Source organism: Alcaligenes sp. WGS1538, from assembly GCF_043187505.1.
Classification (GTDB): Bacteria; Pseudomonadota; Gammaproteobacteria; order Burkholderiales; family Burkholderiaceae_B; genus Alcaligenes.
In genome coordinates this window covers 3,741,983-3,765,073 of record NZ_CP171109.1, presented here as the reverse complement: position 1 = coordinate 3,765,073, position 23,091 = coordinate 3,741,983, and the positions used below count along the sequence as shown (strand labels likewise).

Genomic DNA, 23,091 nt, shown 5'->3' with positions numbered 1-23,091 from the left:
GAAAAAATGCAAAAAATTCGCAAAGGCGATGAAGTTATCGTGCTGACCGGCCGTGATAAAAAACGCCGCGGCACCGTACTGCAACGCGTCGATGCAGACCACGTCATCGTGGAAGGCATCAACGTAGTGAAAAAACACGTTAAGGCCAATCCCATGGCTGGCACGCAAGGCGGCATCGTCGACAAGACCATGCCCATCCACATCTCGAACGTTGCTCTGTTCAACCCCGAGACCGGCAAGGGCGACCGCGTCGGCATCCAGGTGATCGACGGTCAGAAGACGCGTGTTTATCGTTCCAACGGCAAAGTCGTTGGCGCCAAGGCATAAGGGGCGGATAACATGGCACGTTTACAAGATTTCTACCGCGAAAAAGTGGTTGCCGACCTGCAGAAGCAGTTCGGTTACAAGAGCATCATGGAAGTACCCCGCATCACCAAGATCACCCTGAACATGGGCGTCTCGGAAGCGGTTGCTGACAAGAAGATCATCGAGAACGCGGTTTCGGACATGACCAAGATTGCTGGTCAGAAGCCCGTCGTGACCAAGACCCGCAAGGCTATTGCCGGTTTCAAGATTCGCGAAGATTACCCGATCGGTTGTATGGTGACCCTGCGCGGTCAACGCATGTACGAATTCCTGGATCGCCTGATCGCCGTGGCCCTGCCGCGCGTGCGCGACTTCCGTGGTGTGTCGGGTCGTGCGTTCGACGGTCGCGGCAACTACAACATGGGGGTTAAAGAGCAAATCATCTTCCCCGAAATCGAGTACGACAAAATCGACGCAGTGCGTGGTCTGAACATCAGCATCACTACTTCTGCCAAGACGGACGAAGAGGCCAAGGCGCTGCTCGGCGCGTTCAGCTTCCCGTTCCGCAACTAAGGGGCGCAACGTGGCTAAACTTTCCCTGATCAATCGCGACATCAAGCGCGCCAAGCTGGCTGAGAAATTCGCCGCCAAGCGCGCCGCACTGAAAGCGATCATTGACGACCAGTCCAAGTCTGACGAAGAACGCTACCAGGCTCGCCTGCAGCTGCAGCAACTGCCTCGCAACGCGAACCCAACCCGTCAACGCAACCGTTGCGTTATCACCGGGCGCCCACGTGGTGTCTTCAAGAAATTCGGTTTGACTCGCCATAAAGTGCGCGAAATGGCAATGCGCGGCGAGATCCCCGGTATGACCAAGGCCAGCTGGTAGGAGAAATACACATGAGCATGAGCGATCCAATCGCCGATATGTTGACCCGCGTGCGCAACGCGCAGATGGTCAACAAAACGTCGGTCAGCATGCCCTCCTCGAAGCTGAAGGCAGCCATTGCTGCCGTGCTGAAAGACGAAGGCTACATCGAAGACTTCCGCATCGCTGGCGAACAAGCCAAGCCCGAGCTGGAAATCACCCTGAAATACTATGCCGGCCAGCCAGTCATCGAGCGCATCGACCGCGTCTCGCGCCCTGGACTGCGCATCTACAAAGGCAGCGCAAGCATTCCTCAAGTCATGAACGGCTTGGGTGTTGCCATCGTGTCCACCTCGCGTGGCGTGATGACCGACCGTAAAGCACGCGCAGCCGGCGTCGGTGGCGAAGTGCTGTGCTACGTGGCATAAGGAGAACATCATATGTCACGCGTCGCTAAGTATCCCGTTTCTCTGCCCAAGGGCGTGGAAACGACCATTGCCGCCGATCAGATCACGGTCAAGGGCCCCCTGGGCACCCTGGTCCAGCCTCTGACTGGCGATGTCACCATCGAGCTTCAAGACGGTCAGCTGTCTTTTGCCGCTGCGAACGAAACCCGTCACGCAAACGCAATGTCCGGCACCGTGCGCCAACTGGTCAACAACATGGTTGTTGGCGTCAGCGCCGGTTTCGAGCGCAAGCTGAGCCTGGTTGGCGTGGGTTTCCGCGCACAGGTCCAGGGCAATGCCTTGAAGCTGCAGCTTGGTTTCTCGCACGACATCGTGCATGAACTGCCTGAAGGCATCAAAGCCGAGTGCCCCACTCCGACGGAAGTCGTGATCAAGGGTTCGAACAAGCAGGTGGTTGGTCAGGTTGCCGCTGAAATTCGTGGCTATCGTCCACCAGAGCCCTACAAGGGCAAGGGTGTGCGTTATGTCGACGAACGCGTCATCCTCAAGGAAACCAAGAAGAAATAAGCCTGCAGGCAAGGACGAATCATGGACAAGAAACAATCCCGTATGCGTCGTGCAGTGGCTACTCGCCGCAAGATCGCCGAGCTGCGCGTACACCGCCTGTCGGTGCACCGCACGAATTCGCATATTTACGCGAGCATCATCTCGCCCGAAGGCGACCGCGTTCTGGTCAGTGCTTCCACTGCCGAGGCCGAGGTTCGCAAAGAATTGGCCGTTGGCAGCAACGTGGCGGCCGCCAGCCTCATTGGCAAGCGCGTCGCCGAAAAGGCGAAGGCCGCGGGTATCGAGTCGGTTGCTTTCGACCGCTCGGGCTTCCGTTACCATGGCCGCGTGAAAGCGCTGGCCGAGGCCGCGCGTGAAGCCGGCTTGAAATTCTAAAGGAATTATCAAATGGCTAAAGCACAAGGCAGACAGGCTCCAGAGCAAGAGCGCGATGATGGCCTGAAAGAAAAAATGATCGCGGTCAACCGCGTCAGCAAAGTGGTCAAGGGCGGTCGCACCATGAGCTTTGCATCGCTGGCCGTGGTCGGTGACGGCGATGGCCGCATCGGCATGGGCAAGGGCAAGGCACGCGAAGTGCCCGTGGCCGTTCAGAAAGCCATGGAACAGGCCCGCCGCGGTCTGATCAAGGTGCCTCTGAAGAACGGCACGCTGCACCACACCGTCGTTGGCAAGCACGGTGCCTCCACCGTTCTGATCTCGCCCGCGGCCGAAGGTACCGGCGTGATCGCCGGCGGCCCAATGCGCGCTATCTTCGAAGTGATGGGCGTACGCAACGTCGTGGCCAAGAGCCTGGGTTCCAGCAACCCTTACAACATGGTTCGCGCTACATTGAACGGTCTGCGTGCCTGCTCGACACCGGCTGACATTGCTGCCAAGCGCGGCAAGACGGTCGAAGAAATTCTGGGGTAAGTCATGGCACAGAAACAAATCAAAGTAACGCTGGTGCGTTCGATCATCGGCACCAAGCAAAGCCACCGCGACACCGTGCGCGGCCTGGGTCTGCGCCGAGTCAACTCCAGCCGTGTATTGGTTGATACTCCTGAGGTTCGTGGGATGATCCGCAAGGTGGATTATCTGGTTACGGTCTCGGAAGCCTGAAAGGAATCGGGATGTCTGAATTGCAATTGAACAAGCTCAAGCCCGCCGCCGGCGCCAAGCACGCTGCTCGCCGCGTAGGCCGCGGCGTGGGTTCCGGCTTGGGTAAAACCGGCGGCCGTGGCCACAAAGGCCAGAAATCCCGTGCCGGCGGTTTCCACAAAGTCGGTTTCGAAGGCGGTCAAATGCCTTTGCAGCGTCGTCTGCCCAAGCGTGGTTTCACCACCCTGGACGGCCACCTGTACGCCGAAGTGCGTCTGTCCGAACTGCAGAAGCTGGATGTCGAAGTCATCGACGTCCAGGCCCTGAAGCAGGCCGGCGTGGTTGGCCAAATGGTGCGTTACGCCAAAGTCATCAAGTCTGGTGAACTTTCCCGTAAAGTTGCGCTGAAAGGCATTAATGCAACGGCCGGCGCCCGCGCCGCGATCGAAGCAGCCGGCGGCTCGCTGGAATAAAGAAGGGGTCACGGTGGCAAAAGCTCAGGCACAGAGTAAATCGGGTCCGCGCTACGGCGATTTGAAACGTCGTCTCGTTTTCCTGTTGCTCGCCCTGGTTGTCTACCGCTTGGGTACGCACATTCCGGTACCAGGCATCAATCCTGATGCCTTGTCCGAACTGTTCACTCAAAACCAGAGTGGTATTCTGGGTTTGTTTAACATGTTCTCCGGTGGTGCTCTGGAGCGATTCTCGGTGTTCGCGCTGGGAATCATGCCCTACATCTCTGCGTCCATCATCATGCAATTGATGACCGCTGTGGTGCCCACGCTGGAAGCGATCAAGAAAGAGGGTGAGTCTGGTCGTCGCAAGATCACGCAATACACCCGTTACGGAACCGTGTTTCTGGCACTGTTCCAGGGAGTCGGGATTTCCATCGCTCTCGAATCGCAGCCCGGATTGGTCATCGACCCCGGCATGCTGTTCCGCTTTACTACAGTGGTTACGCTGGTAACCGGCACCATGTTCGTCATGTGGCTGGGCGAGCAGATCACTGAACGAGGCCTGGGCAATGGTATTTCCATCCTGATCTTCGCCGGTATCGTAGCAGGCCTGCCTAATGCACTGGGCGGCATGCTGGATCTGGTGCGTACGGATTCCATGTCGATTCTGTCGGCACTGTTTATCCTCGTTTTGGTAGCCGCCGTCACGTACTTCGTCGTCTTTGTCGAGCGTGGTCAGCGTCGTATTACGGTCAACTACGCCAAGCGTCAGGTAGGTAACCGTATCTATGGTGGTCAAAGCTCGCATTTGCCGCTCAAGCTGAACATGGCAGGCGTGATCCCTCCGATCTTCGCCTCGTCCATCATTCTGCTGCCAGCGACGATTGCCAACTGGTTCTCCAGCTCGCCCGGCCTGGGCTGGCTGCGTGAAATCGAAGCCGCTTTGTCGCCTCGTCAGCCGCTTTACATCACTCTGTTCTCCGCGCTGATCATCGTTTTCTGCTTTTTCTACACGGCCCTGGTGTTCAACAGCCGTGAAACTGCAGACAACCTGAAAAAGAGCGGAGCCTTCGTCCCAGGCATCCGCCCCGGCGACCAGACAGCGCGTTACATCGACAAGATCCTGATGCGTCTGACCCTGGCCGGTGCGATCTACATCACCCTGGTATGTTTGGTTCCAGAGTTCCTGCAAATGCGCTGGAATGTACCGTTCTACTTCGGCGGCACATCCTTGCTGATCATTGTTGTAGTAACCATGGACTTCATGGCGCAGGCCCAGGCCTATGTCATGTCCCAACAATACGACTCGCTGCTCAAGAAGGCTAACTTCAAAGGCTCGAGCCTGCCTATGCGGTAATGTGAAAATGGCAAAGGACGACGTCATTCAAATGCAGGGGCAGGTTCTTGAAAATCTGCCCAACGCAACTTTTCGCGTCAAGCTGGAAAATGGTCACGTAGTGCTCGGATACATTTCAGGCAAGATGCGTATGCACTATATCCGGATTCTGCCGGGCGACAAGGTCACTGTGGAGCTCACGCCCTATGATCTGTCCCGCGCACGAATTGTGTTCCGCTCCAAATAAGCGGCCGGTTACAGGAAACTAGGAGTCAAACCATGAAGGTAATGGCATCGGTAAAGCGGATCTGCCGCAACTGCAAAATCATTAAACGTCATGGCGTGGTGCGTGTCATCTGCACCGATCCACGTCATAAGCAGCGTCAAGGCTAATTCGCCGAAACGCAACCGATTTAACAAGGAATAACCATGGCCCGTATTGCCGGCATTAACATCCCGCCGCATCAACACGCCGAAATCGGTCTTACCGCGATTTTCGGCATTGGTCGCACCCGCGCTCGCAAGATTTGCGAAGCTTCGGGTATCGAATACTCCAAGAAAGTCAAGGATCTGACCGACGCAGAGCTCGAGCGCATCCGTGAACAGATCGGCCAGTTCACCGTCGAAGGTGACCTGCGTCGTGAAGTCCAGCTCTCGATCAAGCGTCTGGCTGACTTGGGAACTTACCGCGGCATGCGCCACCGCCGCGGTCTGCCGGTGCGCGGCCAACGTACTCGCACCAACGCCCGTACCCGTAAAGGTCCGCGTCGTGCCGCCGCGTCCCTGAAGAAATAATCGAGGAATAGAAGATGGCCAAAGCTTCTAGCAGCGCTTCTCGCGCACGCAAGAAAGTCAAAAAGAGCGTGTCGGACGGTATCGCACACGTCCACGCTTCTTTCAACAACACGATCATCACGATCACTGACCGTCAGGGCAATGCTTTGTCCTGGGCTACGTCGGGTGGCGCGGGCTTCAAGGGCTCGCGCAAATCCACGCCGTTCGCCGCGCAGGTTGCCGCTGAAACAGCCGGCCGCACTGCCATGGAATACGGCATCAAAAATCTGGAAGTTCGCATCAAGGGCCCCGGCCCAGGCCGTGAATCGTCTGTGCGCGCTCTGAATGCTCTGGGTATCAAGATCACCAGCATTGCAGACATCACGCCGATTCCACATAACGGCTGCCGTCCGCCCAAGCGTCGTCGCATCTAAGGGGAAGCTACGTGGCTCGTTATATTGGACCAAAATGCAAACTCTCGCGCCGCGAGGGTACCGATCTGTTTCTGAAGAGCGCCCGCCGCTCGCTCGATTCCAAGTGCAAGCTGGAATCGCGTCCTGGTCAGCACGGCCGCACCTCCGGTGCCCGCACGTCTGACTTCGGCCTGCAGCTGCGCGAAAAGCAAAAGCTCAAGCGCATGTACGGCGTGCTGGAAAAGCAGTTCCGCAAGTACTACGTCGAAGCCGACCGCCGTCGTGGCAACACCGGTGAAACGCTGATCCAGCTGCTGGAATCCCGCCTGGACAACGTCGTCTACCGCATGGGCTTCGGCTCCACGCGTGCAGAAGCTCGCCAGCTGGTGAACCACCGCGCCATCGAAGTCAACGGTCACACCGCTGACATCGCTTCCATGCTGATCAAGGCCGGCGACGTGGTTGCCGTCCGCGAAAAGGCCAAGTCCCAGTCCCGCATCAAGGAATCCCTGGAACTGGCCACCAGCAATGGTCTGCCGCAGTGGGTCGAAGTCGACGCCAGCAAGCTGTCCGGCGTCTTCAAGCAAGCCCCCGATCGCGCTGATGTCGCTCACGACATCAACGAATCGCTGGTTGTCGAGTTGTACTCGCGTTAATTTTTCCGCGAACAAGGCTCCAACAGTTCAGCAAAGCAAGCCCACTTCCCGATTCTTCGGCAAGTGGGCTTTGCGATACTTCCTCGCTGGCTTAGGCCAGTTTCCGTCAGCCTTATCGGTGTAACGAGCCGAGGGTATTGAAAAGGAAATCGAATGTCTCAAGGTTTTTTGAAACCCCGTTCCATTGAAGTTGAACCCATCAGCAAGAATCACGCCAAGGTGATCATGGAGCCCTTCGAGCGCGGCTACGGCCACACGCTGGGCAACGCACTGCGTCGTATCCTGCTGTCCTCCATGACCGGCTACGCACCCACCGAAGTGCAGATCACCGGCGTGGTGCACGAATACTCCACGTTGCCCGGCGTTGGCGAAGACGTGGTCGACATTCTGCTCAACCTCAAGGGCGTGGTCTTCAAGCTGCACAGCCGTGAAGAAGTCACCCTGATCCTGCGCAAGGAAGGCGCCGGCCAGGTTCTGGCCAGCGACATCGAGCTGCCGCACGATGTCGAGATCATCAATCCCAATCATGTCATCGCCACGCTGACCGACGATGGGAAGCTGGAAATGCAGATCAAGGTCGAGCAAGGCCGCGGCTATGTGCCCGGCAACGTGCGCGCCCTGGCTGATGATCGCACCCACACCATTGGTCGCATCGTGCTGGACGCGTCCTACAGCCCCGTGCGTCGCGTGAGCTACGCGGTCGAGAACGCCCGTGTGGAACAGCGCACCGACCTGGACAAGCTGGTCCTGGACATCGAAACCAACGGCGTGATCTCGCCCGAGGAAGCCGTGCGCCAGTCCGCCCGCATCCTGATGGACCAGATCTCCGTGTTTGCCGCCCTGGAAGGCGTGGGCGATGCCTACGAAGCGCCTGTACGCGGCGCGCCGCAGATCGATCCCGTCCTGCTGCGTCCCGTGGACGATCTGGAACTGACGGTTCGTTCGGCCAACTGCCTGAAAGCCGAAAATATCTACTACATCGGCGATCTGATCCAGCGCACCGAAAACGAACTGCTCAAGACTCCGAACCTGGGCCGCAAGTCCCTGAACGAGATCAAGGAAGTTCTGGCCGCGCGCGGCCTGACTCTGGGCATGAAGCTCGAGAACTGGCCTCCACTGGGTCTGGAACGCCCCTAAGCAGTAAAAACAGGACGATGGCGCGCCCAAAAGTGTGCTATTGTCCTGTGTTGTCCATCCGGTCCGCAGCCTTGCTGATAGAAGAACCGGGTTTACGCGTGCCGCATGTGCGGCGCGCCAATTAGATTCATTCATTAGGAAATCATCATGCGTCACCGTCACGGTCTTCGTAAACTGAATCGTACCAGCAGTCACCGTCTGGCCATGTTCCGCAACATGTCCGTCTCCCTGCTGACCCACGAAGCCATCAAAACCACCCTGCCCAAGGCCAAAGAGCTGCGCCGCGTGGTCGAGCCCCTGATCACCCTGGCCAAGAACCCAACCGTGGCCAACCGTCGTCTGGCGTTTGCCCGTCTGCGCGATCGCGACGCCGTGACCAAGCTGTTCGACGTCATCGGCCCCCGCTTCCAAGAGCGCAACGGTGGTTACACCCGCATCCTGAAGATGGGTTTCCGTCAGGGCGACAATGCTCCCATGGCTTTCATGGAGCTGGTCGACCGTCCAGAAGCCCAGGAAGAAGCCGCCGCTGAATAAGCGCCGCTTTTTTCGGCAATGAGCTTGAAACGGGCCCTTCGGGGCCCGTTTTTTTATGGCTTTAATTACTCCAAGTAATTGCCATATAAGGGTTTTTACTAAGAGCCACGGGGCGAAACATTTTACAATTCAAATAATTGCAGGCATTCGATAAAGCCTGCACTTCTCGGATAGTGAGCGTCTGCCGGCCTTCCTAAAATCTGCTCCATGCCGGGCCCGCCAGCGTGGCGGCCTGCATCAGGACAATGACTATCGGGAGACCTGCCATGGCACAGAACACATTGCTCACACACGACAAATTCCTGCTCGGCACCTTCGCCACCAATTGCCGCGGCGGCATGACGGTGTCCACCTTGCCCGACCGCTGGCAGGCCACCTGGGAAAACAACCTGAAGCTTGGCCGTCTGCTGGATGAGGCCGGCATCGATTTCATGCTGCCCATCGCCCGCTGGATCGGCTACGGCGGCCAGACCGATTTCCATGGCTATGTGCTGGAAACCGTGACCTGGGCGACGGCATTGCTGGCCAATACGCGCAATATCAGCGTGTTCGCCACGGTCCATACGGTCGCCAATCATCCCGTCGTGCTGGCCAAGCAGATCGCCACCATGGCCCAGATAAGCGGCAACCGCGTGGGCCTGAACATCGTGGCAGGCTGGAACAAGCCCGAGTACGACGCCCTGGGCCTGGACCTGCCCGACGATCACGAAACCCGCTATGGCTATGCCCAGGAATGGTTCGACCTGATCAAGAAGATCTGGCACCACGAAGACCGCTTCGACTGGAACGGGCAGTATTTCAAGGCCAAGGGCGTCTATGGCAATCCGCGCCCCGAGTTCGATCCGCCCATCTTCAATGCGGCCGGATCGGGGCAGGGCCGCGAGTTCGCCAGCCGCAACGCCAATTTCCTGTTCACGCCGGCCATGGAGCTGGATCGCTCGGCCAAGGAAGTGGCCGAGCTCAAGGCCCAGGGCCGGGCGCAGGGCCGCAAGGTGGACGTCATGACCTTCTCGCATGTGGTCTGCCGTCCGACCGAGGCCGAGGCCAAGGCTGAATGGCAGCGCATCCTGGACAACACCGATGAAGGCGCCGTGGACAATCTGATGCGCCTGCAGTTCGCCCACGCGCATTCCTTCCCGCATGAACTGCTGGCCCAGATCCGCGAGCGCATGGCGGCCGGCCATGGCGGCTTCCCGCTGGTGGGCACGCCCGAGCAGGTGGCCGACGGCCTTTGCGCCCTGCACCGGGCGGGCTTCCGGGGAACAACCCTGTCGTTTGTCGACTATGTGCAAGAGTTTCCGTACTTCCGTGATACTGTGCTGCCCTTGCTCCGGCAGCGCGGCATCCGTTGACCACGCGCCTGTGTGCAGGCCTTGCCTTGAACGGCGAGGCCGCGCCGGGCTGGATTGATACGGCGCGAAGGCGCCACTGAATCGCGGCGGGCAAGCTCCGGTCCTGGGCCGGAGCTTGCGTGCCTGGAACAGATAAGGTGAATCATGCCTGTTGAATTGGCTCCTCCCATACAGATTGAAGAAGCGCTGCGCACTCCCGTCGTCTCGGCCGAGCAGTTCAAGCAGGCCATGCGTCACCTGGGCGGCACCGCCAACGTCATCACCGTGGAACACGAGGGCCGGCGCAGTGGTTTGACCGCCACCTCGGTGACGTCGGTGGCGGCCGACCCGGCGGAAGTGCTGGTGTGCGTCAACCAGAGCTCCTCGTCCTGGCCGCTGCTGCGCGACAGCGGTCTGTTCGGCGTCAATATCCTGGGCGCCGAGCAGGCGGGCCTGGCGCTGCAGTTCGCCGGTTTCAAAGGCGAGCAGGGCGAGGCGCGCTATGCGGGCCATGACTGGCTGCGCACCGAGCATGGCGTCTGGCTGGCGCGCCAGGCCCCGGCCGCGCTGGCCTGCCAGGTCGTGGAGATCGTCGAGCGCCACAGTCACGCCCTGGTGCTGGGCCGGGTGCTGCAGGTGCACCACGCCGAGCAAGTCCAGGACTCGCCGCTGCTGTACTGGCAGGGCCGTTTCGGTCGCTTCCAGGACCAGTAGGCATATCGGCTCAGGCCTGTCCGCACGGTTTTGCCCGCTTGCCGGCAGGGCCTAGGGATAGTCTCGATGTTGCGCTGCGCAAGGCTGTGCCAAGATGGGCACGGCCTTTTTTTCGCCCATCGCTTCGCTCATGACCTCTTTACTGAAACGCTATGCCCAGCTGCATTCGCAGGATGTGGAGCGCGTTCAGCAGCATATCTCCCAGGTGTTCTGCCCGCACAGATTGACGCTGGCCGATGGCCGCCGCGGCCTGGATGCGCGCCTGTTCCTGCGCCAGGGCCAGGACGTGGCCTACGGACGCCTGCGCTATGGGGCGCAGGTGCGCATCGAGCCCCAGCCCCTGGACGATTTCTATCTGCTGCAGATACCGCTGTGCGGCCAGGAGCAGATACAGACGGCGCACGGCCGCTTCGCCTCGACTTCTCGTCTGGCGTCCATCATCAGCCCGACGCAGCCCTTCAGCATGGAACACAGCCTGGAGGCCGACAAGCTGTTCGTGCGCATAGGCCGCCGGGGACTGGAGCGCCATTACCGCGATTATTTCGGCCAGGAGCCGCGCGGCGCGCTGGAATTCCAGCCTTCCATTCCGCTGGACGAACCGGGCGGCGCCAGCTTGCGCCGCATTCTGGACTGGCAGTTCGCGGAGGTGTCGGAGGGCGCGTTGTTCGACCAGCCCCGCCAGGTGCGCCAGTTCGAGCAGACCCTGGCCTACGCCCTGTTCGAACTGCACGACCACAACCAGGCCGGGCATCGCGCCGAGGCGGCGTTGCCGCATGTGCTGCGGCGCGCCCTGGAATTCATGCAGGGCCATGCGGGCCAGGCGATCGGCATCGTCGACATCGCGCAGGCGGCGGGAGTCAGCGTGCGCAGCCTGTACGCGGGCTTCCGGGACCATCTGGGCGTCTCGCCCATGGCGCGCCTCAAGCAGATGCGGCTGGAGGCGGCGCGCAGCCAACTGCTGCAGGGCGGCGCATCCGTCACGGACGTGGCGCTGGCCTGCGGTTTCACGCACCTGGGTCAATTCTCCGCCGACTATCGGCGCTGTTACGGCGAACGCCCCTCCGATACCCTGGCCGGCCGACGCGCTGCGGGCCGGGCCAGCTGAACGCCACGAGCGCGCGCTACACTAGGGGCTCTCGCTTAGGAGCTCGCATGTCCGACACCCCCGCTTCCCCGGAACACGATCTGTCCCTGTCCCTGGCCGGCCTGGAGCCGCAGCATGTCGTGCTGGCGCAGACCACCGTGCCCGACCTGATGCTGGCCAAGTACATGGCGCATCAACTGGTCGAGGATGGAATCGTCGCCTGCGCGAACCTTGCGCCGATCGGCTTGTCCATGTACATGTGGCAAGGAGAGCTGCAGGGCGATGAGGAAATCACCCTGACTTTCAAGACCACAGTCGCCCGGCTTCCGGAACTGGCAGATCGCCTGCGTGCCCAGCACCCTTACGACCTGCCGGAATTGATCGTCCTTCCGGTGGCCGGTGGTTTCACGGCATATCTGGATTGGGTGCGCGCGCAGACGCGCGCGGCCTGATCCGTTTGTGCATGCCTTCAAGATCCGGGACCGATTCGTGTCGTTGTTGCTGAACCAGACCCCTCGCCAATTGCCCGCGCCGCGTCTTGGCGCCGTGTTTTTCCTTCTTCTGTTCGTGCTGGCCGGCTGGCTGGCCGCCTGGTCGCCGCAGGCCCGGGCCGAGGAAGAGTTCCTGGACCCCGAGCAGGCCTTCGTCCTGACCGCCGCCATGAGCGCGCCGGACCAGCTCGATGTGCACTTCCAGATCGCGCCCGGCTATTACATGTATCGCAAGCGCTTCGAGTTCACGAGCGCGGACCCCTCCCATCTGGGCGCGCCGCAGCTGCCGGACGGCGAGAAAGTCTATGACCCCAATTTCGATGAAGTCATGGAGGTCTATCGCCAGTCGGTGACGGTGCGCGTGCCCATCCTGGCCGACAGCTCGGCCGGCGGCGAGCTGCAGGTGGACGTGGTCAGCCAGGGCTGCGCGGACGCCGGCCTGTGCTATTCGCCGTCGACCCAGACCCTGACATTGATTCCGACCGCGCAGGGCTTCGAGGTCGCGGGCCCGTTCGGGGTGCTCAGCGTTCCCCCGCCCGGCCAGCCCGCCAGCCAGGCGTCCGCCGCCAGCGCCCAGCCTTCGGCCGGCGGCGTGGCCTCGGCCCTGAATCTGAGCGACGTGGGCCTGGCGGACTACCTGAAGCAGGCCGGCTGGGGCCAGGTGGTGCTGCTCAGCTTCGTGTTCGGCCTGTTGCTGTCGTTCACGCCCTGCGTGCTGCCCATGGTGCCCATCCTGCTGTCCATCATCGCGGGGCGGCGCGAAACGGCGTCCTCGCGCTGGCACGGGCTGGCCATGGCGTTCGCCTTCGTGCTGGGCCTGTCCCTGGTCTATACGCTGCTGGGCGTGGCCGCGGGGCTGGTGGGCGCGGGCCTGGCCGCCTGGCTCCAGAAGCCCTGGGTGCTGGGCCTGTTCGCACTCATCCTGGTGGTGCTGGCCCTGTCCATGCTGGACGTCTTCACTTTCCAGGCGCCTTCTGGTCTGCAGAGCCGCCTGAACGACAAGGTCAACCGCCTGCCCGGCGGACGTTTCGGCGGGGTTTTCCTGATGGGCATGCTGTCCGCGCTGATCGTCGGCCCCTGCGTGGCCGCGCCGCTGGCCGGCGTGCTGCTGTTCATCTCCCAGACGGGCGATGTCGTGCTGGGCGGCTCGGCGCTGTTCGCCCTGGCCTGGGGGTCGGGCGTGCTGCTGCTGGCGGTGGGCGCAGGGTCCGGGCGTCTGCTGCCCAAGGCCGGCGCCTGGATGAACAGCGTCAAGACGGCGTTTGGCGTCCTGCTGCTGGCCACGGCATGGTGGATGGTCTCGCCCCTGATGGTTTCTTCCGTTGCCGTGCTGGGCTGGATCGTGCTGGCCCTGTGGGCCGCGGCCTTGCTGGGCGCCTTCGGGCGCGGCGCCGCGCCGCTGACGGCCTGGTCGGCCTTGCGCCAGGGCCTGGGCGTCCTGCTGGCCGGCTGGGCGGCGCTGATGCTGATCAGCGTGGCGCTGGGCCGCCCCAGCGTGATCCGGCCGCTGGACGGGTTGAAGAACGCGGGCGTGGCCGCGCCGCTTGCCGGCAAGGTCGAATTCCAGCGGATCAAGACCTTGGCGGAGCTGGAGCAGCGCCTGGCCCAGGCCACGCGGCCCGTCATGCTGGATTTCTATGCCGACTGGTGCGTGTCCTGCATCGAAATGGAGAACTTCACCTTCAGCGACCCGGCGGTGGCGCAGCGCATGGCGCAGTTCGAGCTGCTGCAGGCCGACGTCACGGCCAACAACGCCGACGATCGGGCGCTGCTCAAGCAGTTCCGCCTGTTCGGCCCTCCCGGCATCATGTTCTTCGACTCCAAGGGCCAGTACCTGGACGCCCATCGCGTCATCGGCTTCCAGGACGCGCAGCGCTTTGGCAAGGTGCTGGACCAGGTGTTGGCCGCCGGCTAGGCGCGCCGCGCCCGGGCGCAACAAAAAACGCAGCCCGGGAGCTGCGTTTTCTTGTCCGCCACGTGCGGATCAGGCGTTCTGCTGGCGCAGCAGCGTGGCCGCCTCGATGGCGAAATAGGTCAGGATGCCGTCGCCGCCGGCGCGCTTGAAGGCCAGCAGGGACTCCATCATGACCTTGTCGTGATCCAGCCAGCCGTTCTGGGCGGCGGCCTTGATCATCGCGTATTCGCCGCTGACCTGGTAGGCGTAGGTGGGCATGCCGAATGCGTCCTTCACGTCGCGCAGGATGTCCAGATAAGGCAGGCCGGGCTTGACCATGACCATGTCCGCGCCTTCACGGATGTCGGCGGCCACTTCGCGCAGGGCTTCGTTGCGGTTGGCCGGATCCATCTGGTAGGTGTTCTTGTTGGAACGCCCCAGGTTGGCGGCCGAGCCCACGGCGTCGCGGAACGGGCCGTAAAAGGCGCTGGCGTACTTGGCCGAATAGGCCATGATGCGCGTGTGGATGAACTGGTCCTGGTCCAGGGCGGCGCGGATGGAGCCGATGCGCCCGTCCATCATGTCGCTGGGCGCCACGATGTCCACGCCGCATCGGGCCTGCGACAGCGCCTGGCGGATCAGCATGTCCACCGTGGCTTCGTTCAGGATGTGGCCCTGCTCGTCCAGGATGCCGTCCTGGCCGTGGCTGGTGTAGGGGTCCAGGGCCACGTCGGTCAGCACGCCCAGCTCGGGGAAGCGCTGCTTGAGCATGCCCACCACGCGCGGGATCAGGCCGTCCGGGTTGGCCGCTTCGGCGCCGTCGGGCGTCTTCAGGGACGGGTCGATGGAGGGGAACAGCGACAGGACGGGAATGCCCAGCTCCAGGCAGCGTTCGGCCACGCGCAAGAGCTCGTCCGGGGAATAGCGCATCACGCCGGGCATGGAGCCGACCTGTTCCTGGACTTTCTCGCCCTCGCGCACGAAGACGGGGTAGATCAGGTCGTCGGTGGACAGGCGGTTCTCGCGCACCAGCCGGCGCGAGAATTCGTCGCGGCGGTTGCGGCGCAGGCGGGTATTGGGAAAGTCAGCGGGGGGGAGAAAACGAGTCATGGAACGACCTTCGGAGAAATCCAGTTTTCGATGTGTTCGGTCGCTTCTTGCAGGCCGATCCGATCGGTGGAAGAAAAGGGCAGGGCTTGCAGGGCGCCGATTTCCTTGAGCTGGCGGCGCACCTCGGCCACTGCCTTGACGCGCTGGCCGTAAGGCAGCTTGTCCGCCTTGGTCAGCAGCGCGAGCACGGGCTTGCCGGTGGGTGCGATCCACCGGGCCAGGCGATGATCCAGTTCGGTGACGCCGCGACGGATGTCGATGAGCAGCACGATGCCGGCGATGGAGGGGCGCGACACCAGGTAGCCGCCCAGCACGTCCGACCAGTCCTGGCGCTCGCGCCGGGCCACGGCGGCAAAGCCGTAGCCGGGCAGGTCGACCAGATGGCCCAGGTAGTCGCCGGGGCTGAGCGGATCGGGAATGCCGAACAGATTGATGAGGCGGGTGCGGCCCGGCGTCTTACTGGAGAAGGCCAGCTTGCGCTGATTGGTCAGCACATTGATCGCGGAGGATTTGCCCGCATTGGAGCGCCCCACGAAGCAGACCTCCGGAGGACCCGGAGGGGGCAGCTGATCGATTTGAGCAGCTGAAATCGTGAACTGAGCGCGGTGCAGTATCGACATGGTTGCAGCGTAATTCCATATTGGTTCAGCGCCTATTGTATAATCTGTCGATTTGAAACAGTAACGTCGTGTACACCCCCGATCTTACCGGCGGTCTACGGCGGGTTTTGCGGGGCGCATGCGGCACCCCGATTGAATCGCGATTGTCGAGGTCCTAATGAAGCGTACGCTTTCCCGAATCGTTGTCGCAAGCAGCCTGACGATGGCTTGCTCTGTGGTTTTTACCGCTAACGTGGCAAATGCAGCTGGTCTGCCCAAACCCGATGCCGCCAAGGGCGAGCAGCTCTACCTCAAGGGGGAGATGTCGCGCGGCGTGCTGGCCTGTGTGTCCTGTCACGGGGATGCGGGCAACAGCACCATCCCGGCGAATCCGTCGCTGGCGCATCAGCCCTACGAATACCTCGTCAAGCAGCTGCACGACTTCCGCGCCAAGGACGAGAAGTCCGTGCCGACCCGTCGCGGCCCTGATGGCGCCAATACCCTGATGACCGCCATCGCCGGCGGCATGACCGAAGACGAAATTCGCGACGTCGCCTTCTACCTCTCCACCCAGTCCGTGGATTGGGACAAGGCCGCCAACGCCACCAAGGAAGACACCATGGAGCGCGGCCAGAAGATCTGGCGCGGCGGCCTGCCCGAGCGCGGCGTGGCTGCCTGCGCCGCCTGCCACTCGCCCGACGGCGCCGGCATGCCCGGCCAGTTCCCGCGCCTGGCCGGCCAGCACGCTTCCTACATCGCCGAGCAGCTCAAGCTGTTCCGCAGTGGCGATCGCGCCAACGGCCCGATGATGCACGACATCGCCGACCGCATGTCCGACGCCGACATAGCGGCGGTAGCCGATTTCGCAGCAGGCCTGCGTTAATAGCCAAAGGGGGCCGACGGCCCCTTTTTTTGACGCCGGGAGCATGTCTCCCGGCCGTCCCCCGGTCCCGCCCAGGTTCCGGGAGGGAGCCGCAGCCCTCCGACCGCAACGGCGCGCCCGCTTGCCGGTCCTGCATCGGGTACTGGCGTTTGCCTTTTGTCATGTGGGGAACCTTTGCCCGCTTCGCGCATCCAACGTCAGGATGTCTCCGGTGACCACGCGCTTTCGCATCAGTTTCGCCGTCCACGGCGAGGTTGAGCGAGGCGGCATGGATACGGCGCCGCAAGCGCCCCTGTATCGTGGCGAAGCAACTCCGGCCGCATGGCCGGGGCTTCTTCAATCCGCCCACTTCTTAAGATAGACGTTTGTGAAAAAAGTATCTTCCACGCGCCGTTTTGCCGCTGATTTCTTCGAGTTGCTGGGTTCGATGCGTTTTGCCATCAGCCTGCTGATGTTCATCTGCGTCGCCAGCCTGATCGGCACGGTGCTGGCGCAGAACCAGCCGGCCAATACCTATATTGACCAATTCGGCCCCTACTGGTTCGAGCTGTTCGACCATTTTTCCATCTGGTCCGTCTACAACAGCGGCTGGTTCCTGGTCATCATGGCCTTTCTGGTGGTCTCCACCACCTTGTGCGTTTTACGCAACGCCCCGAAGATGGTCCGCGACATGCGCGCCTTCAAGGAGCATGTGCGCGGCGGCAGCCTGAAGGCCTTTCCGCATCGAGTGGAGCTGAACAGCGCCGGCGCGCCAGAGCACAGCCGCGAACAGGTGCAGGGCTGGCTGCAGGCTCATGGCTATGCGGTGCGGGTAAGGCGCGACGAGGACGGCAGCATGATGGTGGCGGCCAAGAAGGGCAGCGCCAACAAGCTGGGCTACATCTTCGCCCACCTGGCCATCGTGGTCATCTGCGTGGGCGGGCTGCTGGACAGCGAACTGCCGGTGCGCCTGCAGGTCTGGCTGGGCGGCAAACAGCCCATCACCGAAAACATGCTGATCTCCCAGGTGCCCGATTCGGGCCGCCTGGCATTGGGCAATCCCAGTTTCCGCGCCAATATGCTGGTGCCCGAGGGCGCGCGCACAGCCTCGGCCGTGATCAATTCCGGCGAAGGCGTGCTGGTCCAGCCCCTGCCTTTCGCGCTGCAGCTCAAGCGCTTCCTGGTCGAATACTATTCCACGGGCATGCCCAGCAGCTTCAAGAGCGAAGTGGAGGTCACCGACCCGGCCACCGGGGAAACCTTCGAGCGCACCATCCAGGTCAACGAACCGCTGCGCTACAAGGGCGTCACGGTCTACCAGTCGGGCTTTGACGACGGCGGCAGCCGCCTGACCCTGGCCGGCTATCCACTGGCCGGCTCCAGCAGCAAGCCCTTCGAATTGAAGGGCACCGTGGGCGAGAAAGCCGTCATCACGGCCCAGGAAAGTCCCGACGCCCAGCCCCTGACCGTGCAGTTCACCGAATTGCGGCCCATCAACGTGGAGAATCTGTCCGAAGGCGATCCCCAGCCCAAGGCCATGATCGAGCACGTGGCCGCCGTGACCGGCAGCGCCGCCAACAGCAGGAACGAACACCTGAAGAATGTCGGCCCCAGCGTCAGCTACCGCATCATCGACCAGCAAGGGCAGGCGCGCGAGTTCGTCAACTACATGATGCCCGTGGAGCTGGACGGCACGCTGGTCTTTCTGGCCGGGATGCGCAATTCCCCTGCCGAATCCTTCCGCTACGTGCGCCTGCCGGCCGATGCCAACCGCTCCCTGAAGGAGTTCATGGACGTGCGCGCCGCCGCCCAGGATCCGGCCATGGTGGAGAAGGCTGCCGAACGTTTCGCGCAGCGGAACTCTTCCTCGCCCGAACAGAAGGAGCTGATGCTGGCCGCCGCCCGGACCTCGCTCCAGGCCTTTACGCGCGCGGGTTTTGACGGCATCATTGGTCGTGTGCCCGAGGCGGAACGCGAACGCATTCTCAGCTTCGCCGTTCCCATGATCCAGCTCACGCTCACCGAATTGCGCGACCTGGTGCGGCAGCAGCAAGGCTTGCCCGAACTGGATTACAGCCAGGAAAACAACGAGGCCAATCGCTGGATCCAGTCCGCGGTTCTGGCTTTCGCCAATCTTCCCAACTATCCCGCTCCGGTCATGCTGACGCTGGACAGTTTCGAGCAGGTGCAAGCCAGTGTCTTCCAGGTGGCGCGCAGCCCCGGCATGTACACGGTATACCTGGGGTGTCTGTTTCTCATCATTGGCGTGTTCTCGATGTTCTACATCCGGGACCGTCGCGTGTGGGTCTGGATACGTCCGCACGAGCAGGGCAGCAGCCTGATGGCTGCAATGACGTCGCAACGTCGCAACTTGGACTTCAACCTCGAATTTGACCGCCTCCAGGAGGCGTTCAAGCGGCTCTCTGTCTGACAAGGTGTAGCTATGGCGCAGACTCTCTCCTCGGCCACCCCGACCATGTGGCACGACAACATCGCCTCCAGCGGCGATCGCCGCGGCATCCGCGGTCGTCCCGACTGGACCGACCTACTTTATTTCGTCCTGCTGGCGGCGGGCGCGGCCTACGCGCTCAATACCTACAGCGACAGCATGGACTACTACGAAAAGATCATCCTGGTGGGCTTCGTACCGTTCGTCGCCTGGCTGGGCTGGCTCTGGCGCCCCCTGCGCACCATCACCGTGGCCTGCGGCCTGACGGCCCTGCTGGCCATCTGGCTCTACAGCACGGGCGGCGGCCTCATCAACGGGGACATCCAGAAGGCCGATTCCGTCTTCCTGCTCAAGTACCTGCTGTCGTCCCAGTCCGCCATCCTCTGGATGTGCGCCCTGTTCGTCCTGGCCACGGTGCTGTACTGGGTGGGTTTCTTCAGCGACACGGCCGCCTGGATGGGTTCGGGCCTGACCTGGGCGGCTGTCTACGCCGGCACCACGGGATTGCTGGTGCGCTGGCGCGAGGGCCATCTGCTCGGTCCGGACATCGGCCACATCCCGGTCAGCAACCTGTACGAAGTCTTCGTGCTGCTGGCCTTGATCACCGCGCTGTTCTACCTGTACTACGAGCGCCGCTACAACACGCGCGCCCTGGGCGGCTTCGTGCTGCTGGCCATCAGCTCGCTGGTCATCTTCCTGCTGTGGTATTCCTTCGCGCGCGACGCGCACCAGATCCAGCCCCTGGTGCCCGCCCTGAAAAGCTGGTGGATGAAGCTGCACGTGCCGGCCAACTTCATCGGCTACGGCACCTTCTCGCTGGCCGCCATGGTGGGCTTTGCCTACCTGGTCAAGGAAAACGGCGAAACCCGCTCGCGCGGCAAGCTGGTCCCCTTGTTCGTGCTGGGCGCCATCCTCTGTGCCGAGCCCATGATCTTCGGCTCGCGTGAACTGTCCCTGACCTGGATGCTGTATTTCGGCCTGGGCAGCATCATCGTGGGCACCATTCTGTATTTCCGCGGTCCGATCTCGCGCAAGCTGCCTGCGCTGGAGGTGCTGGATGACATCATGTATCGCGCCATCGCCGTGGGCTTTGCCTTCTTCACCGTGGCGACCGTGCTGGGCGCGCTGTGGGCCGCCGACGCCTGGGGCACATATTGGCAATGGGACCCCAAGGAAACCTGGGCCCTGATCGTCTGGCTGAACTACGCCGCCTGGCTGCACATGCGACTGCTCAAGGGCCTGCGCGGCACCATGGCCGCCTATTGGGCGCTGGCCGGCCTGCTGATCACCAGCTTCGCCTTCCTGGGCGTGAACATGTTCCTGTCGGGCTTGCACTCCTACGGCGCCTTGTAGGCCGGCTAGGCATTGCGCAAGAAAAAACCCGCAACTTCAGTTGCGGTTTTTTTTTGTTTCACGATGACTCCAGTACCGCAATTCGCTGGGCTACGCCAAGGCTCGATAGAGCAGGTTTATCAATCACTTAGGTGAGTTCAACATATGCCGGGGCTTTCCGAAACTTGTCCCAGCTTCCCCTCGCGTGGCTCCCATGCGGCTCTTGGAAACCAGGCTTTCCGAGGAGTCATCATGGCGAAGATCAAGCTCACCAAGTCCGCAGTCGATGCGGCACAATCTCAAGACAAGGCCATCGAACTGCGGGATACCGTGGTGCCTGGCTTCCTGTGCAAGATCACCCCGGCGGGCCGCAAGCCCGCCCTGGGCCAATACGGGGAACTAACCGTCGATCAGGCACGCACGATGGCGCAGGAGCGGCTGGCCGAAGTACGCAAGGGCGGCGACCCCAGCGCGGCCAAGAACGCCGCCCACAAGGTATCGATCATGAAGGAGTATGGCCACACCTTCATGGAGAACTACTCCAAGCAGCGCAGCAAGCCCGGCACGCAGCGTGGCTATCAGGGCGTGATTGACCGCTGCATCATCCCGATCATGGGCCGGATGAAGGTGCAGGACGTGAAGCGCCCGGACCTGGCTGCGCTGATGAAGAAGCTGGCCTACAAACAGGCCGAGGCCAACCGCACCTTCGGCGTGCTGCGCAAGATGTTCAACCCGGCCGAAGTGTGGGGACTGCGCCCTGACGGCACGAATTCGTGCCGCCACGTTCCGATGTACCCGCCGGACAAGGAAACCCGGCTCATCGTAGACGATGAACTGGCGCGGATCTTCCGTCACCTGAAGCATCTGGAGGCGAAAGGGCTGGAGAACTATGTCATCCCGCTGGCGATTCGCCTGCAATTCGAGCTTGCGGCCCGCCGCTCCGAAATTTGCCCGTTGGAGCGGGACCGGGTTGATCTGGAGAAGCGCCGCGTCGTCTGGCCTGACAGCAAGACCGGCGGTATTTCCAAGCCCATGAGCGAGGAAGCCTATCGGTTGCTTTCGACGGCACCGCGCCGGGAAGGCTGCCCCTACGTCCTGCCGTCGCCCAACGATCCGACTCGGCACATGACCCACGGCGAACACTATGGCGGCTGGACGCGCGTGCTCAAGGTCGCTGGCGTGCCGCACGTCGGCACGCACGACATCCGACACAGGGCGACGATCGACATTGCCAACTCAGGCGTGCCAACCAAGGTGGGCATTAAGCTCACAGGCCATGAGACCGTGGCGATGTTTATGCACTATGTTCATACCGAGGACAAGCCGGTGCGGGATGCGGCCGAACTGGTGGCGAATCGGCGGCTGGCGATCACCGGGGCATCCCGTTCTATGGAGGTGACAGCATGACAAGGAAGACGCCCGTGGCAACGCGGAAACCTGCTGCCCTACCGGCTGGCTATGCCGGCATCCACAGCGGCATCGTGGAACTGCTGGATGCGGCGCGCTGGGCAGCGGCGCGCAGCGTCAATGCGCTGATGACGGCCAGCTATTGGGAGATTGGCCGTCGGATCGTCGAAGCCGAGCAGAAAGGCAGGCGGCGGGCCGGTTACGGCGAGCAATTGATGATGCGGTTGTCTGCCGATCTGACGGCTCGATTCGGGCGCGGCTTTGGCGTAAACAACCTGGAGAGCATGCGGCGTTTCTTCCTTGCATACCCCCAGCCCGAGATTTCCCAGACACTGTCTGGGAAATTGGGAAATGAGTCGCTTGTCGAGAAATCCCAGACAGTGTCTCGGAAATTCGACCTCTCCGAACTGTCCCAAGTCTTCACTCTGCCATGGTCGGCCTATGTCCGGCTGCTGTCGGTCAAGGATGATCATGCCCGTCGGTTCTACGAGGCCGAGGCGCTGCGCGGTGGCTGGAGCGTGCGCCAGCTCGATCGGCAGATCAGTAGCCAGTTCTATGAACGCACGGCCTTGTCCAAAGACAAGGCAGCGATGCTGGTCAAGGGTTCGGTGCCCAAAGCCGAGGATGTCGTCACGCCCAATGACGCGATCAAAGACCCGTATGTGCTGGAGTTCCTCGACCTGAAGGATGAGTATTCGGAATCCGATCTGGAAGCGGCCTTGATCCAGCGCTTGGAAGACTTCCTGCTGGAACTGGGGGAAGGCTTCACCTTCATCGGAAGGCAGCGGCGCTTGCGCATCGACCAGACCTGGTATCGGGTCGATCTGTTGTTCTTCCATCGCAAGCTGCGCTGCCTGGTCATCATCGATCTGAAGCTGGGCAGCCTGACCCATGCCGATGTGGGGCAGATGCACATGTACTGCAACTATGCCAAGGAGCATTGGGCCTACCCGGGCGAGAACCCGCCGGTGGGTCTGATTCTGTGCGCTGACAAGGGCCATGCCCTGGCGCGGTATGCGCTGGATGGCTTGCCGAACAAGGTGATGGCGGCGAACTATCGGACGGTGCTGCCGGAGGCCGAGTTGCTACAAAAGGAACTGGAGAACACGCGGCGTCTACTCGAATCTCGCGGAGCGCTGCCCCCAAAGGATGCCAATCCATAGTCGTGCGTTCCGGCGTTTCGCCGTTGGGCTCTCTGGCTAGCGCCGCGCGCTTCGTGTCGAATCACAGCCATGTGGCGCTGATTCTTAGCCCCCGATGTTACGATCCCGCAAAGCGGCTAGAAGTA

At 62.0% G+C, this 23,091-nt stretch carries 29 protein-coding genes; 27 read left to right on the top strand and 2 right to left on the bottom strand.

From position 1 onward, the window contains the following. The first annotated feature begins 6 nt into the window (after positions 1–6). The 22 genes from rplX (at position 7) to dsbD (ending at position 14,065) form a co-directional block, all read left to right on the top strand. The gene (gene rplX / locus ACF3ND_RS17585; protein ID WP_394062792.1) at positions 7–327 is read left to right on the top strand and encodes a 50S ribosomal protein L24; all 321 of its coding nucleotides are present in this window, start codon (positions 7–9) and stop codon (positions 325–327) included. Between the two features lie 12 nt (positions 328–339). After that, positions 340–879 carry a 50S ribosomal protein L5 gene (gene rplE / locus ACF3ND_RS17580; protein WP_394062790.1) on the top strand — a complete coding sequence of 180 codons (540 nt, stop codon included), beginning with the start codon at positions 340–342 and terminating at the stop codon, positions 877–879. Positions 880–889: 10 nt separating this feature from the next. Next, the gene (rpsN, locus tag ACF3ND_RS17575; protein ID WP_394062788.1) at positions 890–1,195 is read left to right on the top strand and encodes a 30S ribosomal protein S14; all 306 of its coding nucleotides are present in this window, start codon (positions 890–892) and stop codon (positions 1,193–1,195) included. A gap of 11 nt (positions 1,196–1,206) precedes the next feature. After that, on the top strand, positions 1,207–1,602 hold the full coding sequence (gene rpsH, locus ACF3ND_RS17570; RefSeq protein WP_394062786.1) for a 30S ribosomal protein S8: 396 nt from the start codon (positions 1,207–1,209) through the stop codon (positions 1,600–1,602). A gap of 12 nt (positions 1,603–1,614) precedes the next feature. After that, positions 1,615–2,148 carry a 50S ribosomal protein L6 gene (rplF, locus tag ACF3ND_RS17565; RefSeq protein WP_394062784.1) on the top strand — a complete coding sequence of 178 codons (534 nt, stop codon included), beginning with the start codon at positions 1,615–1,617 and terminating at the stop codon, positions 2,146–2,148. Between the two features lie 21 nt (positions 2,149–2,169). Then, entirely contained in the window at positions 2,170–2,523 is a 354-nt protein-coding gene (gene rplR, locus ACF3ND_RS17560) for a 50S ribosomal protein L18 (RefSeq protein WP_394062782.1), read from the top strand. 12 nt (positions 2,524–2,535) lie between these two features. Continuing rightward, a complete protein-coding gene (rpsE, locus tag ACF3ND_RS17555; RefSeq protein ID WP_316990896.1) occupies positions 2,536–3,057 on the top strand; it encodes a 30S ribosomal protein S5 in 522 nt (173 codons plus the stop codon). A gap of 3 nt (positions 3,058–3,060) precedes the next feature. Continuing rightward, the gene (gene rpmD, locus ACF3ND_RS17550) at positions 3,061–3,246 is read left to right on the top strand and encodes a 50S ribosomal protein L30 (protein ID WP_394062780.1); all 186 of its coding nucleotides are present in this window, start codon (positions 3,061–3,063) and stop codon (positions 3,244–3,246) included. A gap of 11 nt (positions 3,247–3,257) precedes the next feature. Continuing rightward, positions 3,258–3,698 (top strand): 50S ribosomal protein L15, encoded by a 441-nt coding sequence (gene rplO / locus ACF3ND_RS17545; RefSeq protein WP_394062778.1) that lies wholly within the window; start codon positions 3,258–3,260, stop codon positions 3,696–3,698. Between the two features lie 13 nt (positions 3,699–3,711). Continuing rightward, positions 3,712–5,037, top strand: a complete 1,326-nt coding sequence (gene secY / locus ACF3ND_RS17540) for a preprotein translocase subunit SecY (RefSeq protein ID WP_394065865.1) — start codon at positions 3,712–3,714, stop codon at positions 5,035–5,037. A 7-nt stretch (positions 5,038–5,044) separates the two neighbouring features. Then, positions 5,045–5,263: a translation initiation factor IF-1 gene (infA, locus tag ACF3ND_RS17535; protein ID WP_003805361.1), complete on the top strand. Its 219-nt coding sequence runs from the start codon at positions 5,045–5,047 to the stop codon at positions 5,261–5,263. A gap of 32 nt (positions 5,264–5,295) precedes the next feature. Beyond that, positions 5,296–5,409, top strand: coding sequence for a 50S ribosomal protein L36 (gene rpmJ, locus ACF3ND_RS17530; protein ID WP_003805360.1), 114 nt, complete (start codon positions 5,296–5,298; stop codon positions 5,407–5,409). A 36-nt stretch (positions 5,410–5,445) separates the two neighbouring features. Next, positions 5,446–5,811, top strand: a complete 366-nt coding sequence (gene rpsM, locus ACF3ND_RS17525) for a 30S ribosomal protein S13 (protein WP_394062774.1) — start codon at positions 5,446–5,448, stop codon at positions 5,809–5,811. 14 nt (positions 5,812–5,825) lie between these two features. Beyond that, positions 5,826–6,224, top strand: a complete 399-nt coding sequence (gene rpsK / locus ACF3ND_RS17520) for a 30S ribosomal protein S11 (RefSeq protein ID WP_394062772.1) — start codon at positions 5,826–5,828, stop codon at positions 6,222–6,224. A gap of 11 nt (positions 6,225–6,235) precedes the next feature. Continuing rightward, on the top strand, positions 6,236–6,859 hold the full coding sequence (gene rpsD, locus ACF3ND_RS17515; protein WP_394062770.1) for a 30S ribosomal protein S4: 624 nt from the start codon (positions 6,236–6,238) through the stop codon (positions 6,857–6,859). 153 nt (positions 6,860–7,012) lie between these two features. Beyond that, the gene (locus ACF3ND_RS17510; protein ID WP_341668329.1) at positions 7,013–7,996 is read left to right on the top strand and encodes a DNA-directed RNA polymerase subunit alpha; all 984 of its coding nucleotides are present in this window, start codon (positions 7,013–7,015) and stop codon (positions 7,994–7,996) included. 147 nt (positions 7,997–8,143) lie between these two features. Then, positions 8,144–8,530 carry a 50S ribosomal protein L17 gene (gene rplQ, locus ACF3ND_RS17505; RefSeq protein WP_394062767.1) on the top strand — a complete coding sequence of 129 codons (387 nt, stop codon included), beginning with the start codon at positions 8,144–8,146 and terminating at the stop codon, positions 8,528–8,530. Positions 8,531–8,796: 266 nt separating this feature from the next. Beyond that, positions 8,797–9,882 (top strand): LLM class flavin-dependent oxidoreductase, encoded by a 1,086-nt coding sequence (locus ACF3ND_RS17500; protein WP_394062765.1) that lies wholly within the window; start codon positions 8,797–8,799, stop codon positions 9,880–9,882. Positions 9,883–10,026: 144 nt separating this feature from the next. After that, a complete protein-coding gene (locus ACF3ND_RS17495; RefSeq protein WP_394062763.1) occupies positions 10,027–10,575 on the top strand; it encodes a flavin reductase family protein in 549 nt (182 codons plus the stop codon). Positions 10,576–10,705: 130 nt separating this feature from the next. Further along, positions 10,706–11,680: an AraC family transcriptional regulator gene (locus ACF3ND_RS17490; RefSeq protein WP_394062761.1), complete on the top strand. Its 975-nt coding sequence runs from the start codon at positions 10,706–10,708 to the stop codon at positions 11,678–11,680. Positions 11,681–11,727: 47 nt separating this feature from the next. Beyond that, a complete protein-coding gene (gene cutA / locus ACF3ND_RS17485) occupies positions 11,728–12,111 on the top strand; it encodes a divalent-cation tolerance protein CutA (protein ID WP_394062759.1) in 384 nt (127 codons plus the stop codon). A 37-nt stretch (positions 12,112–12,148) separates the two neighbouring features. Beyond that, the gene (gene dsbD / locus ACF3ND_RS17480; RefSeq protein ID WP_394062757.1) at positions 12,149–14,065 is read left to right on the top strand and encodes a protein-disulfide reductase DsbD; all 1,917 of its coding nucleotides are present in this window, start codon (positions 12,149–12,151) and stop codon (positions 14,063–14,065) included. Positions 14,066–14,134: 69 nt separating this feature from the next. On the opposite strand, the gene hemB is transcribed toward dsbD, so the two are convergent. Together hemB and yihA are read right to left on the bottom strand one after the other, a co-directional pair. Beyond that, positions 14,135–15,154, bottom strand: a complete 1,020-nt coding sequence (hemB, locus tag ACF3ND_RS17475) for a porphobilinogen synthase (protein ID WP_394062755.1) — start codon at positions 15,152–15,154, stop codon at positions 14,135–14,137. After that, on the bottom strand, positions 15,151–15,774 hold the full coding sequence (gene yihA / locus ACF3ND_RS17470; RefSeq protein WP_394062753.1) for a ribosome biogenesis GTP-binding protein YihA/YsxC: 624 nt from the start codon (positions 15,772–15,774) through the stop codon (positions 15,151–15,153). Before yihA ends, hemB begins: the two co-directional genes overlap by 4 nt. Before the next feature lie 157 nt (positions 15,775–15,931). Here yihA and ACF3ND_RS17465 point away from each other — a divergent pair, with 157 nt between their 5' ends. From ACF3ND_RS17465 to ACF3ND_RS17445, 5 genes are all read left to right on the top strand, one after another. Continuing rightward, entirely contained in the window at positions 15,932–16,636 is a 705-nt protein-coding gene (locus ACF3ND_RS17465) for a c-type cytochrome (protein ID WP_394062751.1), read from the top strand. 427 nt (positions 16,637–17,063) lie between these two features. Then, complete coding sequence (locus ACF3ND_RS17460) at positions 17,064–19,046, top strand: cytochrome c biogenesis protein ResB (RefSeq protein WP_394065864.1); 1,983 nt, start codon at positions 17,064–17,066, stop codon at positions 19,044–19,046. 12 nt (positions 19,047–19,058) lie between these two features. Further along, a complete protein-coding gene (ccsB, locus tag ACF3ND_RS17455) occupies positions 19,059–20,417 on the top strand; it encodes a c-type cytochrome biogenesis protein CcsB (RefSeq protein WP_394062749.1) in 1,359 nt (452 codons plus the stop codon). A gap of 231 nt (positions 20,418–20,648) precedes the next feature. Continuing rightward, positions 20,649–21,803, top strand: coding sequence for a tyrosine-type recombinase/integrase (locus tag ACF3ND_RS17450; RefSeq protein ID WP_394062747.1), 1,155 nt, complete (start codon positions 20,649–20,651; stop codon positions 21,801–21,803). Further along, positions 21,800–22,966 (top strand): YhcG family protein, encoded by a 1,167-nt coding sequence (locus tag ACF3ND_RS17445; RefSeq protein WP_394062745.1) that lies wholly within the window; start codon positions 21,800–21,802, stop codon positions 22,964–22,966. The genes ACF3ND_RS17450 and ACF3ND_RS17445 overlap by 4 nt, the downstream gene beginning before the upstream one ends. Positions 22,967–23,091 lie beyond the last annotated feature (125 nt).

What these genes read in the sequence shown, in the direction of transcription:
- rpsK (WP_394062772.1), top strand. Translation starts at nt 5,826, where the DNA reads ATGGCCAAAGCTTCTAGCAGCGCTTCTCGCGCACGCAAGAAAGTCAAA.
- rpmJ (WP_003805360.1), top strand. Translation starts at nt 5,296, where the DNA reads ATGAAGGTAATGGCATCGGTAAAGCGGATCTGCCGCAACTGCAAAATC.
- rpmD (WP_394062780.1), top strand. Translation starts at nt 3,061, where the DNA reads ATGGCACAGAAACAAATCAAAGTAACGCTGGTGCGTTCGATCATCGGC.
- rplR (WP_394062782.1), top strand. Translation starts at nt 2,170, where the DNA reads ATGGACAAGAAACAATCCCGTATGCGTCGTGCAGTGGCTACTCGCCGC.
- rpsE (WP_316990896.1), top strand. Translation starts at nt 2,536, where the DNA reads ATGGCTAAAGCACAAGGCAGACAGGCTCCAGAGCAAGAGCGCGATGAT.
- ACF3ND_RS17495 (WP_394062763.1), top strand. Translation starts at nt 10,027, where the DNA reads ATGCCTGTTGAATTGGCTCCTCCCATACAGATTGAAGAAGCGCTGCGC.
- rplF (WP_394062784.1), top strand. Translation starts at nt 1,615, where the DNA reads ATGTCACGCGTCGCTAAGTATCCCGTTTCTCTGCCCAAGGGCGTGGAA.
- rplQ (WP_394062767.1), top strand. Translation starts at nt 8,144, where the DNA reads ATGCGTCACCGTCACGGTCTTCGTAAACTGAATCGTACCAGCAGTCAC.
- ACF3ND_RS17465 (WP_394062751.1), top strand. Translation starts at nt 15,932, where the DNA reads ATGAAGCGTACGCTTTCCCGAATCGTTGTCGCAAGCAGCCTGACGATG.
- rplE (WP_394062790.1), top strand. Translation starts at nt 340, where the DNA reads ATGGCACGTTTACAAGATTTCTACCGCGAAAAAGTGGTTGCCGACCTG.
- ACF3ND_RS17490 (WP_394062761.1), top strand. Translation starts at nt 10,706, where the DNA reads ATGACCTCTTTACTGAAACGCTATGCCCAGCTGCATTCGCAGGATGTG.
- yihA (WP_394062753.1), bottom strand. Translation starts at nt 15,774, where the DNA reads ATGTCGATACTGCACCGCGCTCAGTTCACGATTTCAGCTGCTCAAATC.
- ACF3ND_RS17460 (WP_394065864.1), top strand. Translation starts at nt 17,064, where the DNA reads ATGCGTTTTGCCATCAGCCTGCTGATGTTCATCTGCGTCGCCAGCCTG.
- ccsB (WP_394062749.1), top strand. Translation starts at nt 19,059, where the DNA reads ATGGCGCAGACTCTCTCCTCGGCCACCCCGACCATGTGGCACGACAAC.
- rpsM (WP_394062774.1), top strand. Translation starts at nt 5,446, where the DNA reads ATGGCCCGTATTGCCGGCATTAACATCCCGCCGCATCAACACGCCGAA.
- rpsH (WP_394062786.1), top strand. Translation starts at nt 1,207, where the DNA reads ATGAGCATGAGCGATCCAATCGCCGATATGTTGACCCGCGTGCGCAAC.
- rplO (WP_394062778.1), top strand. Translation starts at nt 3,258, where the DNA reads ATGTCTGAATTGCAATTGAACAAGCTCAAGCCCGCCGCCGGCGCCAAG.
- ACF3ND_RS17450 (WP_394062747.1), top strand. Translation starts at nt 20,649, where the DNA reads ATGGCGAAGATCAAGCTCACCAAGTCCGCAGTCGATGCGGCACAATCT.
- hemB (WP_394062755.1), bottom strand. Translation starts at nt 15,154, where the DNA reads ATGACTCGTTTTCTCCCCCCCGCTGACTTTCCCAATACCCGCCTGCGC.
- ACF3ND_RS17500 (WP_394062765.1), top strand. Translation starts at nt 8,797, where the DNA reads ATGGCACAGAACACATTGCTCACACACGACAAATTCCTGCTCGGCACC.
- cutA (WP_394062759.1), top strand. Translation starts at nt 11,728, where the DNA reads ATGTCCGACACCCCCGCTTCCCCGGAACACGATCTGTCCCTGTCCCTG.
- infA (WP_003805361.1), top strand. Translation starts at nt 5,045, where the DNA reads ATGGCAAAGGACGACGTCATTCAAATGCAGGGGCAGGTTCTTGAAAAT.
- ACF3ND_RS17510 (WP_341668329.1), top strand. Translation starts at nt 7,013, where the DNA reads ATGTCTCAAGGTTTTTTGAAACCCCGTTCCATTGAAGTTGAACCCATC.
- ACF3ND_RS17445 (WP_394062745.1), top strand. Translation starts at nt 21,800, where the DNA reads ATGACAAGGAAGACGCCCGTGGCAACGCGGAAACCTGCTGCCCTACCG.
- rplX (WP_394062792.1), top strand. Translation starts at nt 7, where the DNA reads ATGCAAAAAATTCGCAAAGGCGATGAAGTTATCGTGCTGACCGGCCGT.